Raw genomic sequence first — 14,192 nt, 5'->3', positions numbered from 1 at the left:
CAATGAAAAAAATCAATCAAAACTTTAAGTTTCTACCGAATTTGATAAAACACCATCAATGGTAGGTACGTCTTAGATGAAAGTGTTGAATTTTAATCATATTTCATAAAAATGCATCAAGGGCAGGCACACCCTACAAAAACCTGCAAGTGCTGTATTATTTAGAAGGCTTACGGGTATTATAATGGAGTTTATATGTATAAATTAATGGTTGTTGATGATTCAAACATTATCAGAAATCGCATTCAACGTGCTTACAATAACGAAAAATTCATGTTGGTTGCCACAGCATCCAATGGGGCGGACGCAGTTGAAAAATTTCAACTGCACAAACCTGATGTTGTAACCATGGATTTGACCATGCCTCAGATGGATGGTTTGGAGTGCATTGAAAAGCTGGTTGCTTTAGATGAAGAGGTGCGTATTTTGGTGGTTTCAGCACTTTCTGACAAAGCCACAGGCATTCAAGCATTATCACTGGGTGCTAGCGGTTTTCTATGCAAGCCATTTTCTGATGAAGAGCTCATTGCAGCACTCGATGAGTTGATGCATGACTGATTGTTGTTTGATGAGTGTTAAGTGTACGCTTGTTGAGAATTTGTAACCAATGGAAGTCCTTGGGTGGCTTCCTGCCTGCTTTACTTGAAAAATTATTTTGACATAGGGCATGGCATAGAAATTAAGAGAAGTATTATGAAAGCAGAAAAATTAAATGTTTTTATCAGCTCAGTGATGGCGTTTTTTGACCAAGTTGGTGAAAAACTAACCGAGGTGGACACCCCTTATCTAAACAGTAATGCCACGCCATTGGCTTATGATTATAGTGGTATTATTACCATTACAGGTCCTTTGACGGGCTGCGTGTATGTGAGTGCAGAGACCCCATTACTGCGTGACCTGCTCATCACTTTAGGTGAGCCTGAGAATTCTTTGGCATTACTAAAAGACCTTATTGGCGAGGTTGCAAATACAGTGTCAGGTAACGCACGCACAGAGTTTGGTTCAGATTTTATCATCTCGCCACCTAAGATTGTTGATGGGGCGCCAAGTGTGAATTTCTTGCCCAAAGACAAGCGTACCTATGTCATTCCTTTTCATTGGCGTGAGCATGATGGCGTGATTGGCATTTGTGTGGGCTATAGCAGTTAATTCTAACCTTTGTCATACATCTCTCCACAAAGCAAATAACTTTAAAAGTTTATTGGTGAGTGGACGGGTTTTGTTGTCAAGAACATCAATCTATGCTATAATAAATGGCTTTTTAAGCATTTAATTTTAACTTTAATGACACACACGAATTAAAGTCCTAAATGTACGCTTTTATTTTTATAGGACTTGCTTTTGGCTTATTGGGGTGTTTGTCTTATTTAAGAGTCTTGATGGACTTTAATAAGATGAATTCGGTAAGACTCATTCGTGGAGGCATAACCCAAACTTTAAGGACACATCATGTCAAACCCTACTCAAATCGCCATGCGTGACTTGTTAGAAGCTGGTGCTCACTTCGGTCACCAAACCCGCTATTGGAATCCAAAGATGAACCAATACATCTTTGGCGCACGTAACGGCATTCATATCATCAACCTTGAACACACTGTTAAGCAGTTCAATGAAGCCCTAACCTTTGCTAACGGGCAAGCAGCCAACCGTAACAAAATCCTATTTGTCGGCACCAAGCGTGCTGCAGGTCAGGCCATCCGTGAGCAAGCACAGCGTGCAGGCATGCCGTATATCGACCATCGCTGGCTCGGCGGTACACTGACCAACTGGAAAACCATCCGCCAGTCTATCACTCGCCTAAAAGAGTTAGAAAAGCAAGCTGAAGACGGCACCTTTGCCAAGCTAACCAAGCGTGAAGCCTTAGAGCGTACCCGTGACATGGAAAAGCTAGAGCGTGCTTTGGGTGGTATCAAAGACATGAATGGTCTGCCTGATGCGATTTTTGTGATTGACGTTGACCATGAAGCCATTGCCATTAAAGAAGCCAAAAACCTAGGCATTCCTGTGATTGGTGTGGTTGATACCAACTCAAATCCTGATAATGTAGATTATGTTATCGCCGCCAATGATGACGCCATTCGTGCTGTTACTTTATACGCTACTGCCATGGCAGATGCCATCATCGCTGGTAAAGAGTATGCCAAAACTCAAGGTAAAGGCGATGAGTTAGACCCTGAAAAACAAGCCAGCCGCAATAATGCTACTGCCGATGTTGAAGATAAAATCGATCAAGCGGGTCAAGTGGTAAATAACTATTGATTTGGCACTGGGCGTGTTGTGTTATGTTATTTATCAAGCATGTCAATCTAAGGTGATACGCTCGTTATGACAAATGCTCGATACGCTCCATCAATGACTTGCTGTGTGCAAGTCATTGCATTTTAAATTCAATCATTAGCACATAAAAGGTAAAATCCATGTCTCAAGTATCTGCAAAAACCGTAAAAGAACTCCGTGACCGCACTGGTCTTGGTATGATGGAATGTAAAAAAGCCCTAGAAGAAGCAAATGGCGACATCGAGCTTGCCATTGACAACTTGCGTAAATCAGGTCAAGCCAAAGCTGCCAAAAAAGCAGGTAACATCGCCGCTGACGGTGCTATTATCATCGCCCAAACGGCTGGCAAGGCACTACTACTAGAAGTAAACTGCCAAACTGACTTCGTTGCCAAAGACGAAAACTTCACCGCATTTGCCAACAAAGTGGCTGAACTTGCCCTAGCAAATAACACCACTGACGTGGCTGCTATCTCTGCATTGTCTTATGAAGATGGCGTGAGTGTAGAAGAAGCTCGTGTTGCCCTAGTACAAAAAATCGGTGAGAACGTACAAGTTCGCCGTGCCGAAGTCATCGAAGGTGCTAACCTAGCCGCTTACCGTCACGGTCTGCGTATCGGTGTTGTGGTGTCTTATGAAGGTGGTTCAGAAGAGCTTGGTAAAGCCGTTGCCATGCAAGTTGCTGCCTTTAACCCATTGGCGGTAAACGAAGAGAGCGTGCCTGCTGACATCCTAGCTCGTGAGAAAGACATCATCGAAGCCAAAGCCAAAGAGTCAGGCAAGCCAGAAGCGGTTGTCGAGAAGATGATTACTGGTGGTGTTCAAAAGTACCTAAACGAAGTGACTTTGGTAAATCAGCCTTATGTCATCGACAATGACAAAAAAGTTGGCGATGTCCTAAAAGCTGAAAACGCCACTGTCATCAGCTTCAAACGCTTAGAAGTTGGCGAAGGTATTGAGAAAAAGCAAGAAGACTTCGCTGCTGAAGTTGCTGCCGCCCAAGCCGCCGCCCAAGGTTAATATGCCACTACCTAAAAAACCCAATCTTGTGATTGGGTTTTTTTATTGTCTGCACTAACGGTTTGTATAGCAATTTAACTTCAAAAAACACCAAAACCGTTCACCCTGAGCTTGTCGAAGGGTCGGTTTCCGTCATGGTTCGACTTAGCTCACCACGAACGGAAAACCTAATGTGGTGTATTTTGAGCTTAATTAATTATATGTCATGATATACCCAAACAACTCCAAAAGTGCTACAAGCTTGTTTTTGGGCTAAGGTGTACAATACGTGCTATTAAAAGCCTAAGTCCAAAATGGTGCATTGCCCGCATTATAATTTGTGTTAATTTTTAGGTTCCGTTGGTATGTAAGCTTGAAATTTGTGTAAAGATATTTGTTGTTTTTATGTAATAGTTATGTAATAATATATATTTTTTGAGGTAATTATGCATTTACGTACATTAAATTTGACGATGTTGGCGATATTGGCTCAGGTGGCAATGGCAGAAGAGTTGCCCAACGTTCAATTGCCGGCAATGACCATCTATCTTGATGAAAAAGCACCAAACGCCACCTATATTTATAATAAATTATCAGATAATAAAACACTTGGCGATGCAGTTAAAGGCATCTCAGGCGTGCAGAGTAGTAGTTTTGGTCCGCATGCAGGCTCGCCCGTGGTGCGTAGCTTATCTGGCAATCGAGTTAATATCACAGAAAATGGCATGGCGGCCAATGGACTAAATGCCATGAGTGCAGGGACAAATATCGCTTTTGACCCAGTATTTCATCGTTTGGTCGGTGTGCAAAAGTTTAATAATGTCGTAAAAGAAGGTGGTCATGCCATTGGTGGTAGCGTAGAGATTGATGGCGGTCTTGTGCCAAAGTATCTTAATAATGAGCCTGTGGGGCTTGAAGTGCATTTGCAAAAAGGTTTTAATGACATTGACTCGCATGGCGTCAAGGCGAATTTTAACAACCAAAAAAACATCAGTGTCAATGTCTTGTATTCTACTCAGCAGTTAGATGGCTACGACATTGTGGGGGCAAGTAAGGCGGGTGTGTGTGATAGTCAATTAATTTCACGTAACCAATACGGGCTTGGCTATGATATGAATTTGGTGAATTCATGTCAACGCCAGCCTATCATCAAAAGCGAATTTAACATCGCTTCCAAAAAATACTATATGCCCGATTATTATGACATGACAACGGGCAAGATTCATGATAAATACAGCGATTGGGGACTTGAATTGACAGATGTGTTCACCAATACGCCAAATCCTAGGTATAAAGACAATCCCTATTATGTCGCAGGTACCCCCGACAAGATAGAGAAAGTGGATAAAATTTTGGACATTACCGAAAATTATCATAAGAAGCTAGGCAACAGCGATCTTGAAAATCATCGCTTGGGCGTGGCAGGTAGTTATTTCTGGCAAGGACATGGCAAAAGCAATTACATCGCTTTATCTGCTGATACAAAGCACAGTCGCTATGGACTGCCGGGTTTTTCCATGTCAAATCTAGGAGCAGGGCTTGATTATAAAAGCGGTCAGCCCGTGCGTATTGATGGCACGCAAAATAAACTGGCCGTCGAAGCACAGACACATCATGCTTCGCCTTGGCTAAATCGCATGACCGTTCGTGCTGGTTGGGTTGATGAGCAGAGTAAAGAGAATGTGGGGGAGCAGTTGGCTAATGACTACCGTTTTCGCACCAGTCAATTTGCCACATCGGCTTATCATCAGCCCCAATCATTTATGTCGGGTGTGGTAGGGGTAAACGGCTCTAAAAGACAGGTTCAAGGAGCGGGCGAATCGGTGTATCTGCCTAATGTGAATACAACAACTTATGGGGTGTTTTTACAAGAAACGCTATCATTTAAGCCTGTGGATTTGACATTGGGTTACCGCCATGAACGTGTTGAACACGATATTGTGGGTGACTTTGCCACACATCGTAACGCCAAGAATACAAAGCTAGAAGGCAGAAAATATGGGCTAGATAGCTATGATATCCAAGCATCTTTTCGTCCGTTTGACCGAGTGGGCATTAAGGCTCGCTATGCCGATAGCCAAAGAGCACCCGACATTAATGAGCTTTATGCATCCAATTTACATTATAGCATCATGGCACACGAAGAAGGCAATCAAAACCTAAAACCAGAGCGGGTAAAAAGCAAAGAATTGTCTGTATCATTTGATGGTTCGGATTTTGATGTAAATGCATCAGTGTATGCAAATAAGTTCACCGACTACATTCATATGGCGTCAAGTGGGGCGATTACAGGTGGAGCGAGGATGCCATTAAAATACTGGCAACAAAATGACGTTCAGGTAACGGGTTTTGAGGTAGATGTGAGTCGGGATTTTGATTTGGGGCGTTATGGCAGTATGACGATATCGTCATTTGCTGATTTGGTTAAAAACAAACATCTAAATGCTAGTGAAGTGGCTTTACATAACGACGGTATCTATATGCCAAATATGCCAACCAATCGCTACGGACTTGGGGTGAAGTGGCAGTATCAGGATTGGCAAGTGGGTATTGATGGTGTGTATTATGATGAGCCGCGTTATCAAAACGCCAAGAGCGAGACAGCACTACCTGCCTACACACTTATCAGTGCAGATGTGAAAAAAGACGTGTATTGGTTGGGCAGTCCGATGACGTTGCGTTTTGGTGGTACAAATTTGCTTAATGAGGATGCTCGCCCGCATAACTCACCCTTGCGTTATATCGCCCCGCTACCTGCCAGAGCTTTTACCGTTGGTGTCACAGCACGATTTTAATGACAAAAACGCACTATCTCAGTGCGTTTTTTATTGTAAAAAATTTGGGAAATTTGTCAAAACAGAGTACAATAGAGATTATTTTATCATTTATTTTAATCGTTATTTTATCGGAGATTTTTATGTTTAACAAAAACGAATTTATTGGGCTGCTGCTTGACTATGGCGTTTTAAAATTTGGTGAATTTACCCTAAAATCAGGGCGGGTGAGTCCCTATTTTTTTAATGCAGGGCTACTGTCTAGCGGTAAGGCGTTGGATATGCTCTCAAATGGTTATGCCGCTATTTTGGCAGGACAGTTGGGCGATAATCCCACGATTTTTGGGGCGGCGTACAAGGGCATTCCGTTTGTGGCGACCACCGCTCAGACTCTATGGCGTTCGCATGGCATTGACACCGCTTGGGGCTATAACCGCAAAGAAGCCAAAACGCATGGCGAAGGGGGTAACCTTGTTGGAGCGGATTTGTCAGGCAAATCGGTGTGGGTGATTGACGATGTCATGACCGCAGGGACGGCTGTGCGTGAAGTGGTGGAGGTTTTAAGGAATGCAGGGGCAAGCCTAGCTGGGATTGTCATCGCCCTTGACCGCAAAGAGCGTGGACAGGACGAGCGTTCGGCAGTAGAGCAAATCAAAGATGATTTTGGCGTGCCTGTGTTTGCCTTGGTGGATATTGATGATATTATTGCCTTTTTGCAAGACAAAGGCGAGACTGAGCATTTGGCAAAAATGCAAGCCTACCGTGAGCAATATGGCGTATAGGGGGCGTTATGGCGGTGGTTGAAAGAACTTTTGTGATTGATGAAGAGCTTGCCGTGGCGTTGGATAAGATATATGGGCTTGACAAGCAGTCGGAGTATGTCAATCGGCTGTTTGCGTCATTGATTGAGCAAAAAAACCGTGAAGCCATTGAAAATATCATTTGGCATTTTGATGACAGCACGCCCAAACAAGGCGAAAAAACAGGTACGGAGCTTTTAAGACAACTGCGAGACACACATTATCATGTATGACGTATTGCCAAAAGTGGTTGTGGATGCCAATATTTTTATCAAAATTTTTGCACCCGAGCCAGACAGTCAAACCGCCCGTGAATTTTTGTCATTTTGCAATCAAAATGACATAGTATTTATCGCCCCCACGCTTTTTGAATACGAAGTGATTGGCGTGTGCGTGCAAAAAGGCGTGGATTTGGATAAGTTGTTGTCTAGCCTAAATGTCTATTATAAAGCCAGTCTTAGTCTGTATGAACCAACGCTTGACGACTGGCAACTGGCGACCAAAATCTGCCAAGACGGCAATGCCAAAAGTGGCTATCCGTCCATGTATGACAGCATTTATCAAGCAATGGCAATCAATCGCAACATCACGTTTGTCAGTGCCGACACTCGCCATATCGCCAAAGCCAAAAAGCATGGCAATGTCTGTGCGTTGGCGGATTGGCGTGGTATTTTTAAACATTTCTAACCATTTTTAACTGGAAAATCTGATGAAAAAACTTAACTTTCTTATCGTCATGGACGATATTGCCACCATTAACTACAAAAAAGACACGTCCCTTGCGATGATGTGGGCGATAGCCGAGCGTGGGCATGGCTTGGCGTATTGTGGCATTCATGATTTGTGGCTTGATAAGGGCGAGCTGTGTGTGGATAAACAGGACGTGGAAGTCTTTAAAAATCCTGATAATTTTTATAGGCTTAGCGAAAAATCAACCGTCAAAGCCACTGAATTTGACGTGATTTTGATGCGTAAAGACCCGCCTTTTGACATGAATTTTTTGTACGCCTTGCACCTATTAGAATACGCCAAGCGGGCAGGCGTGCTGGTGGCAAACGACCCAAGTTCGGTGCGTGCGTGCAACGAAAAGCTCTTTGCCACGCAGTTTAGCGAGCTGATGAGTCCGACCATTGTTACCGCCAAAGAGTCGCACATTCGCTCGTTTATTGACGAACATCAAGACGTGATTGTCAAACCGCTTGACGGCATGGGCGGTATGGGAATTTTTCGTTTGATGGCGGACAGCCCAAATATCGGCTCAACTTTGGAGATGCTGACCCAATTAGAAACTCTGCCTATCATGGCTCAAAAATACCTGCCCGAGATTAAAGACGGTGATAAGCGAGTGTTGATTGTTGGTGGTAAGGTTGTGCCGTTTTGTTTGGCTCGTATCCCGCAAGGGGGCGAGACTCGGGGCAATCTGGCGGCGGGCGGGCGTGGCGTTGCCATGCCACTCACGGACGCTGAGCGAGCCGTTGCCGAAAAAGTCGCCCCTACTTTGGTGGAAAAAGGCTTGTATTTTGTGGGGCTTGACCTCATCGGGGCAAAAATTACCGAGATTAACGTAACTTCGCCAACGTGCGTGCGTGAGATTGACGAGCAATGTGGCACAACCATTGCGGTGGATTTTATTGAATTTATTGAGAATTTGGTAAAATAAGTTATGGTTGATTTATTATGATTGTGGGGTAAATTGCAATTTACTCTAAGGAAATGCCACGTGGGGCATGTTCATCACGCCCTTACCAACTGCGGTAATTTTCATCAAATCATCATAAACCATTCACAAAACCGTCATAAAAAGCTCGTATCCTATGCGTACTTTGATAACTTTTGGAGTACGCCATGCCATTGCACAGCAACACCGACCTAGACCACGATGACGAAATCATCGAAGACTCAAACCCGACCGACAACCCTGAATTTGCCAATATGCTCATCAAAAGACGCTCCATTTTAAAGGGTGGGGCAGGGCTTATGACCGCAAGTTTCCTTGGCTCATTGCCTTTTATGGGCTGTGTAACAGGGGCAGTGGCAAAAATGGCAACCAATGGGGCAGGCAAACGCCCAAAACGCCCAACCGCCCTAAAATTTACCGCCGTTCCCCATCACACGGGGGCGACATGATTGTGGCGGACGGCTACCGTGCCGAGCTGATTTTGCCCATGGGAACGCCCATTGTCAGCGGACTTGGCGAGTGGACGGACGACCGTATGGTGGTGGGCGAATCTTTTAAATACCGCATGGGCGACAACCATGACGGAATGTGGTTTTTTGGCTTAAAAAACGGCAGTTACGCCCCGATGTGTCCGAACGGGGACTGCTTGCCATGAACCACGCATACACCAACTCAAACCTAAATCCCATTGAAAACTACTCCGACCAAGACGACACTGCTCCCAAGATTTTTCAAAAAAGACGACTTGCCAATGACGTTCGCCGTGAAATCCACGTTCATGGCGTGTCGGTGGCGGAAGTCAAACGCACGCCCACAGGTTATGAGCTCATCAAGGATTCGCCCTTTAACAAACGCTATACGAGCGGTACGCCAGCCCGATTGTCAGGCGTGGCAAAGGGCAGTGAATTTGTCAAAACACGCCTTGACCCAAAAGGCTTATTGAGCGTGGGTATTAACAACCAATGTGGGGCAGGGCTGTCGCCTTGGGGGACGTATTTGACGACCGAAGAGAATTTTTTGAATGTGTTCGCTCGTGGGGCGGATAAGGACATCATCGGCGACAAAAACGACAAACGCCTTGCCTGATATGGCTTAAAAGAAGACACGATAGACGACCCTGCGTACAGTTGGCACACGCCAAAAGACGGACAGGCAGGCGAGTTTGACCATTGGGACATCACTGCCAAGGCAGGCAAAACCGCCACGGACGATTATCGCCATACCTTTAACACCTTTGGCTACATTACCGAGATTGACCCTTTTAATCCAAAAGAAAGGGCGGTCAAACGCACAAGCCTTGGGCGATTTGCTCATGAAAACCGTGCCTTTGCTCCGCCAAACGAAGGCGAGTCGCTTGTGTTTTATATGGGCGATGATGCTCGGGGCGAGTACATTTATAAATTTGTCTCCGATGCCAAATGGACAAATGCCGATGTGGGCGGTGGGCTTGCGGTGGGCGATAAACATCTGGATAAAGGCACGCTGTTTGTGGCGGTGTTTCACGATGACGGCATGGGGCAGTGGCGTGAGCTTTCTAAGAAAAATCCCATGCTTGCCGACTTTGAGAGCGATGCCGAGATTGCCGTGTTTGCCCGTATGGCAGGCGACAAGGTGGGAGCGACCAAAATGGACAGACCTAAATGGGTGTCGGTAAGCCGTTTGACTCGTGAGATTTATGTAACTTTGACCAACAATTCTAAGCGTAAAGAAGTAGGCGTGAACGAAGCCAACCCCAGAAGTTATGACGGCAAGGGTAATCAGCACGGGCATATCATTCGCTTTGCTGAGACAGCAGGGGGCGCGGGTGGTACGTTTGTTTGGGATATTTATTTGTTTGCATCTCCCCATGACAAGCACAAGCAAAAACTGTCGGGCTTGACCGCCGAGAATAACTTATCGTCCCCTGACGGGCTGTTTTTGACCCCTGTGGCGTGCTGTGGATTCAGACCGATGACGGGGCGTACACCAAAACGACCAACTGTATGCTACTGGCAAGTCTGCCAAACCACATCGGAGACGGGGCGAGCCTGACCACAAGCACAGGCAAAACCACCCACATGGGGGCAAAAGCCACGCCCGACACGCTAAAACACTTTTTTGTTGGAACAAAAGGGTGTGAAGTAACAGGCATTACCATGACCCCTGATTGTAAGGCGTTGTTTATCAATATTCAGCACCCTGAGGGTACATTTGGGGCGGTGGCAGGGGGCAAAACCCCACGCTCTGGCACGGTGGTGATTACCAAAAAGACGGTGGCGTGATTTTGGCGGAGTCGCTGGAGGGGTAGGGGTTCCTGCCTTTTAAACGGATATTTTCATTGTACACGCTACTTCAGTCTCAACTTTTGCATTTGCAATGAAAAATAATCCGACCACTGAATTGTATAAGTTTTTAAATTAAGTGGTTGAATGACAGTTTTTCATGCAGAAACATCGCTTTGTTTCTAAAATATTTCTATAATGGAATTATCTCTTACAATTGAACCAGAGAGAATCATTATTTAAGAAGAGTGCTAAATCCTGCCCTTAATTTTTGTAACTTTGGTGGGATGGCAAAGTTGCAATAACCTTGGGTGGGGTTTTTGGCAAAAAAGTTTTGATGATAATCTTCTGCTTGATAAAAGGCTGGAGCTTTTTCCACGCGTGTGACCACGTTAATGCCGTCTGCTTTTAGCATGGCGATTTTGTCGTTGATGATGGGTAAATCCGCTTCATCGGTATAAAAAATCACAGACGCATACTGCGTGCCAATGTCATTGCCCTGACGGTTTAGGGTGGTGGGGTCGTGCGTGGCAAAGAAAATATCCAAAATGTTTGATAAATCAATGACCTGCTCATCATAAACAACTTTAATGACTTCCACATGCCCTGTCTGTCCACTGCACACTGATTCATAATCTGCCGTCTCTGCTTGTCCGCCTGCATAACCACTAGTTACAGAAATAACGCCTTTGACCGCCAAAAATACTGACTCGGTACACCAAAAACAACCGCCCCCTAGGATAATCTCTTGCATAATCACACCTTTAATTTATGAAAAAATAGATTAATAGTGGTAGAATAGCACATATTTTATAAAAATCCAACGACCCATGCCACACAGCGACCATACCCCCAGTCCGACCATTAACTCAGTCATTAATACTGGTGCGGACACACTGTTTACCACGCCTCTTGACAAACACGCCCGTTTTAGCTTTGATGAGCAGGTGGTGGCGTGCTTTCCTGACATGATACGCCGAAGCGTCCCTGGTTATGGGCAGGTGCTTGCCATGTTGCCGATTTTTGCCCGTCGTCATCTGAGACATCGCCAACACAAAAAGGGCAAAAAAATCAGCCGTGTTTATGACTTAGGCACATCGCTTGGGGCGGTGCTGTTTGCATTGGCAGGCGAGTTTGGGGCGGATGAAGTGGAGCTTATCGGCATTGACAACTCGCACCCCATGACCGAGCGTGCCACTGCCTTGTTGGGTGAGCATTATCCCAATCATGACATCAGTATCATCTGCGATGACATCAATGAGATGGCACTTTTAGAGTGCGACATGATTGTGCTGAATTTGACTTTGCAATTTTTACCGCCTGCCAAACGGGCGGAACTTTTGCAAAAATGCCATGACGCATTGGCGGATGGGGGGATTTTGATATTGACCGAAAAAGTGCATTTGCTTGATGAGCAAAATGACGCATGGCAAGTTGAGCGGTACTATGACTTTAAGCGTGCCAATGGGTACAGTGAGCTTGAAATCAGCGGTAAGCGAAATGCCCTAGAAAATGTACTTATCACGGACAGCGAATATCAGCACAGCGAGCGACTGACGGCGGTGGGTTTTGCCAGACAGATGACGTGGTTTCGCTTTTTAAATTTTATCTCTATCATTGCTTTTAAATAAAGTCTGTATTTATTTTATCTTACAAATCATTGATGGTTTTAAAACCCATTTACAAGATAAATTGTAATCGCCCTTATTGCTAAAAATACACCAAATTTTAACTTTTACATGAATCACTGATGACTACCATTGCCGATTTTGAAAAAGATTTGTATCTGTTTTTATTAAACATTGCCAAAAACAATCCAGTCGCTCATGAGTGGCTTGCTCATCTGCCGACATGGCTTGGTGATGTCAAGGACAAATCCCGTTACGCCCACGCTCCTTATTATACCTCCGCCATCAATAAACTGCCGAATGTTCATCCTGTGGCGACAGATTTGACCGATAAAGTCGCCATTACGCTGGGCGGTGATTGGCAAATGGGCGAGTATAAAAAAACTACGGCACTGCTAAAAACACTCATGCCGTGGCGAAAAGGCCCTTTTTTTATCGGTTCGGATGACAAACTCATCCATATAGACACCGAATGGCGGTCGGATTGGAAGTGGCAGAGAGTTGCTCCGCATTTGGATTTGGTAGGTAAGCGAGTGTTAGATGTCGGTGGTGGTTCGGGCTATCATGGCTTTCGCATGCTCGGGGCGGGGGCGACGTCGGTGGTGGTCATTGACCCGTCGTGCTTGTTTTATCATCAGTTCATGGCAATCAAGCACTTTGTGGGGGCGTGCGACGTGCATTATGTGCCTGTGGGACTAGAAGTGTTGCCATCTGGGGGGTGGTTTGATGTTGTGTTTAGCATGGGGGTGCTGTATCATCGCTCATCGCCCTTTGAGCATTTGGAGCAGTTAAAGGCTCAGCTACGTCACGGTGGCACGCTCGTCCTAGAAACACTCATTGTTGATGGCGATGAACATACCGTGTTGGTGCCGTTTGAGCGTTATGCGATGATGAATAACGTGTATTTTTTGCCGAGCGTGCCTGCGTTGACAAAATGGCTTGGCAAGGTGGGTTTTGTTGATGTGCGTTGTGTGGATATTGATGTAACCAGCACTGATGAACAGCGTGCGACCGAGTGGATGAATTATCAGTCATTGGTGGACTTTTTGGATAAAGATGATAAGACCAAGACTGCCGAAGGTTATCCTGCCCCCAAACGGGCGGTGATGATTGCCAAAAAGCCCTAATGCAATTCTAAAAATTTAATAGACTTCTTTCCAACCCCCGATTTTTATAGATTTTTAAAAACTTCAACCCCAGTGTTTATAAGGGTTTGTTTTTAGTTTGGAAAGAGGTTTGATGTTTTCATAAAGATACCCTTAATTTTGAAATGGATTACAAGTATTGCACCTAGAAGTTTAAAAAAATCGTTAGATTTCCAACCAATACGAGAAAATTTGTGATATCTACAAACAGTAGAAATTTAAAAGGTCGTTAGACCAACGGTTGCAAAGCCTTTACCTCCTATATCTACAAACAGTAGAAATTTAAAAGGTCGTTAGACGAGTGAGACCACACCGCCCATTATTGGGATCTACAAACAGTAGAAATTTAGGTATTGTTAAAAACAAATACATAAGTTAAAATAGCTCAATACTTTACCATAGAGTAAAAACCAATGAACGAAACATTTGATAGTTGTCCTAAATGTAAGCACAAACACTTTGTCAAAGCAGGTTTTAACAATGGCAGACAACGCTATAAGTGCAAAGGTTGCAATCATTACTTTTCAGTACATAAACCAACGCATCATAAAAGCGAAGAAACCAAGCAAATGGCAATCAATATGTATCTAGAAGGTTTGGGCTTTCGTTCAATTGGTCGCATATTAGGTAT

At 44.6% G+C, this 14,192-nt stretch carries 17 protein-coding genes and 1 pseudogene; 16 read left to right on the top strand and 2 right to left on the bottom strand.

Annotation, left to right across the window (positions count from 1 at the left end; genetic code table 11):
- The first annotated feature begins 195 nt into the window (after positions 1 to 195).
- From K941_RS0106900 to K941_RS18090, 12 genes are all read left to right on the top strand, one after another.
- On the top strand, positions 196 to 558 hold the full coding sequence (locus tag K941_RS0106900; RefSeq protein WP_029103044.1) for a response regulator: 363 nt from the start codon (positions 196 to 198) through the stop codon (positions 556 to 558).
- A 135-nt stretch (positions 559 to 693) separates the two neighbouring features.
- Positions 694 to 1,149, top strand: coding sequence for a chemotaxis protein CheX (locus tag K941_RS0106895; RefSeq protein WP_029103043.1), 456 nt, complete (start codon positions 694 to 696; stop codon positions 1,147 to 1,149).
- A 300-nt stretch (positions 1,150 to 1,449) separates the two neighbouring features.
- Positions 1,450 to 2,259 (top strand): 30S ribosomal protein S2, encoded by an 810-nt coding sequence (rpsB, locus tag K941_RS0106890; protein WP_029103042.1) that lies wholly within the window; start codon positions 1,450 to 1,452, stop codon positions 2,257 to 2,259.
- Between the two features lie 158 nt (positions 2,260 to 2,417).
- A complete protein-coding gene (gene tsf, locus K941_RS0106885; protein ID WP_029103041.1) occupies positions 2,418 to 3,296 on the top strand; it encodes a translation elongation factor Ts in 879 nt (292 codons plus the stop codon).
- A 425-nt stretch (positions 3,297 to 3,721) separates the two neighbouring features.
- Complete coding sequence (locus K941_RS0106880; RefSeq protein ID WP_029103040.1) at positions 3,722 to 6,070, top strand: TonB-dependent receptor domain-containing protein; 2,349 nt, start codon at positions 3,722 to 3,724, stop codon at positions 6,068 to 6,070.
- A 122-nt stretch (positions 6,071 to 6,192) separates the two neighbouring features.
- Complete coding sequence (gene pyrE, locus K941_RS0106875; protein ID WP_036387776.1) at positions 6,193 to 6,831, top strand: orotate phosphoribosyltransferase; 639 nt, start codon at positions 6,193 to 6,195, stop codon at positions 6,829 to 6,831.
- 8 nt (positions 6,832 to 6,839) lie between these two features.
- Positions 6,840 to 7,082, top strand: coding sequence for a hypothetical protein (locus K941_RS0106870; protein ID WP_029103038.1), 243 nt, complete (start codon positions 6,840 to 6,842; stop codon positions 7,080 to 7,082).
- Entirely contained in the window at positions 7,075 to 7,536 is a 462-nt protein-coding gene (locus tag K941_RS0106865; RefSeq protein WP_029103037.1) for a type II toxin-antitoxin system VapC family toxin, read from the top strand. Before K941_RS0106870 ends, K941_RS0106865 begins: the two co-directional genes overlap by 8 nt.
- Positions 7,537 to 7,558: 22 nt before the next feature.
- Positions 7,559 to 8,509 (top strand): glutathione synthase, encoded by a 951-nt coding sequence (gene gshB, locus K941_RS0106860; RefSeq protein ID WP_029103036.1) that lies wholly within the window; start codon positions 7,559 to 7,561, stop codon positions 8,507 to 8,509.
- Between the two features lie 185 nt (positions 8,510 to 8,694).
- Entirely contained in the window at positions 8,695 to 8,976 is a 282-nt protein-coding gene (locus K941_RS17735) for a hypothetical protein (protein WP_029103035.1), read from the top strand.
- Complete coding sequence (locus tag K941_RS17730; RefSeq protein ID WP_029103034.1) at positions 8,973 to 9,182, top strand: DUF839 domain-containing protein; 210 nt, start codon at positions 8,973 to 8,975, stop codon at positions 9,180 to 9,182. Before K941_RS17735 ends, K941_RS17730 begins: the two co-directional genes overlap by 4 nt.
- Positions 9,116 to 9,613 (top strand): alkaline phosphatase PhoX, encoded by a 498-nt coding sequence (locus K941_RS18090; RefSeq protein WP_228130380.1) that lies wholly within the window; start codon positions 9,116 to 9,118, stop codon positions 9,611 to 9,613. The genes K941_RS17730 and K941_RS18090 overlap by 67 nt, the downstream gene beginning before the upstream one ends.
- 6 nt (positions 9,614 to 9,619) lie before the next feature.
- Here K941_RS18090 and K941_RS18085 read toward each other — a convergent pair whose 3' ends face one another.
- Positions 9,620 to 9,841, bottom strand: coding sequence for a hypothetical protein (locus K941_RS18085; RefSeq protein WP_029103032.1), 222 nt, complete (start codon positions 9,839 to 9,841; stop codon positions 9,620 to 9,622).
- Between K941_RS18085 and K941_RS18080 the strand changes: the two are divergent.
- A pseudogene (locus tag K941_RS18080) lies at positions 9,770 to 10,788 on the top strand (PhoX family protein). The gene K941_RS18085 and the pseudogene K941_RS18080 overlap by 72 nt on opposite strands.
- Positions 10,789 to 11,023: 235 nt before the next feature.
- Here K941_RS18080 and msrA read toward each other — a convergent pair.
- Positions 11,024 to 11,542 carry a peptide-methionine (S)-S-oxide reductase MsrA gene (gene msrA / locus K941_RS0106825; RefSeq protein WP_029103029.1) on the bottom strand — a complete coding sequence of 173 codons (519 nt, stop codon included), beginning with the start codon at positions 11,540 to 11,542 and terminating at the stop codon, positions 11,024 to 11,026.
- A gap of 76 nt (positions 11,543 to 11,618) precedes the next feature.
- Between msrA and cmoA the strand changes: the two genes are divergently transcribed.
- The 3 genes from cmoA to K941_RS17490 form a co-directional block, all read left to right on the top strand.
- Entirely contained in the window at positions 11,619 to 12,419 is an 801-nt protein-coding gene (cmoA, locus tag K941_RS0106820; RefSeq protein ID WP_051225934.1) for a carboxy-S-adenosyl-L-methionine synthase CmoA, read from the top strand.
- Positions 12,420 to 12,538: 119 nt separating this feature from the next.
- Complete coding sequence (gene cmoB, locus K941_RS0106815; RefSeq protein WP_029103027.1) at positions 12,539 to 13,543, top strand: tRNA 5-methoxyuridine(34)/uridine 5-oxyacetic acid(34) synthase CmoB; 1,005 nt, start codon at positions 12,539 to 12,541, stop codon at positions 13,541 to 13,543.
- Between the two features lie 431 nt (positions 13,544 to 13,974).
- The coding region (locus K941_RS17490) for an IS1/IS1595 family N-terminal zinc-binding domain-containing protein (RefSeq protein ID WP_029103026.1) at positions 13,975 to 14,192 on the top strand (218 nt) is incomplete at its 3' end.

This window comes from Moraxella caprae DSM 19149, from assembly GCF_000426885.1.
Classification (GTDB): domain Bacteria; phylum Pseudomonadota; class Gammaproteobacteria; order Pseudomonadales; family Moraxellaceae; genus Moraxella; species Moraxella caprae.
This window is presented reverse-complemented; position numbering and strand designations above follow the sequence as displayed.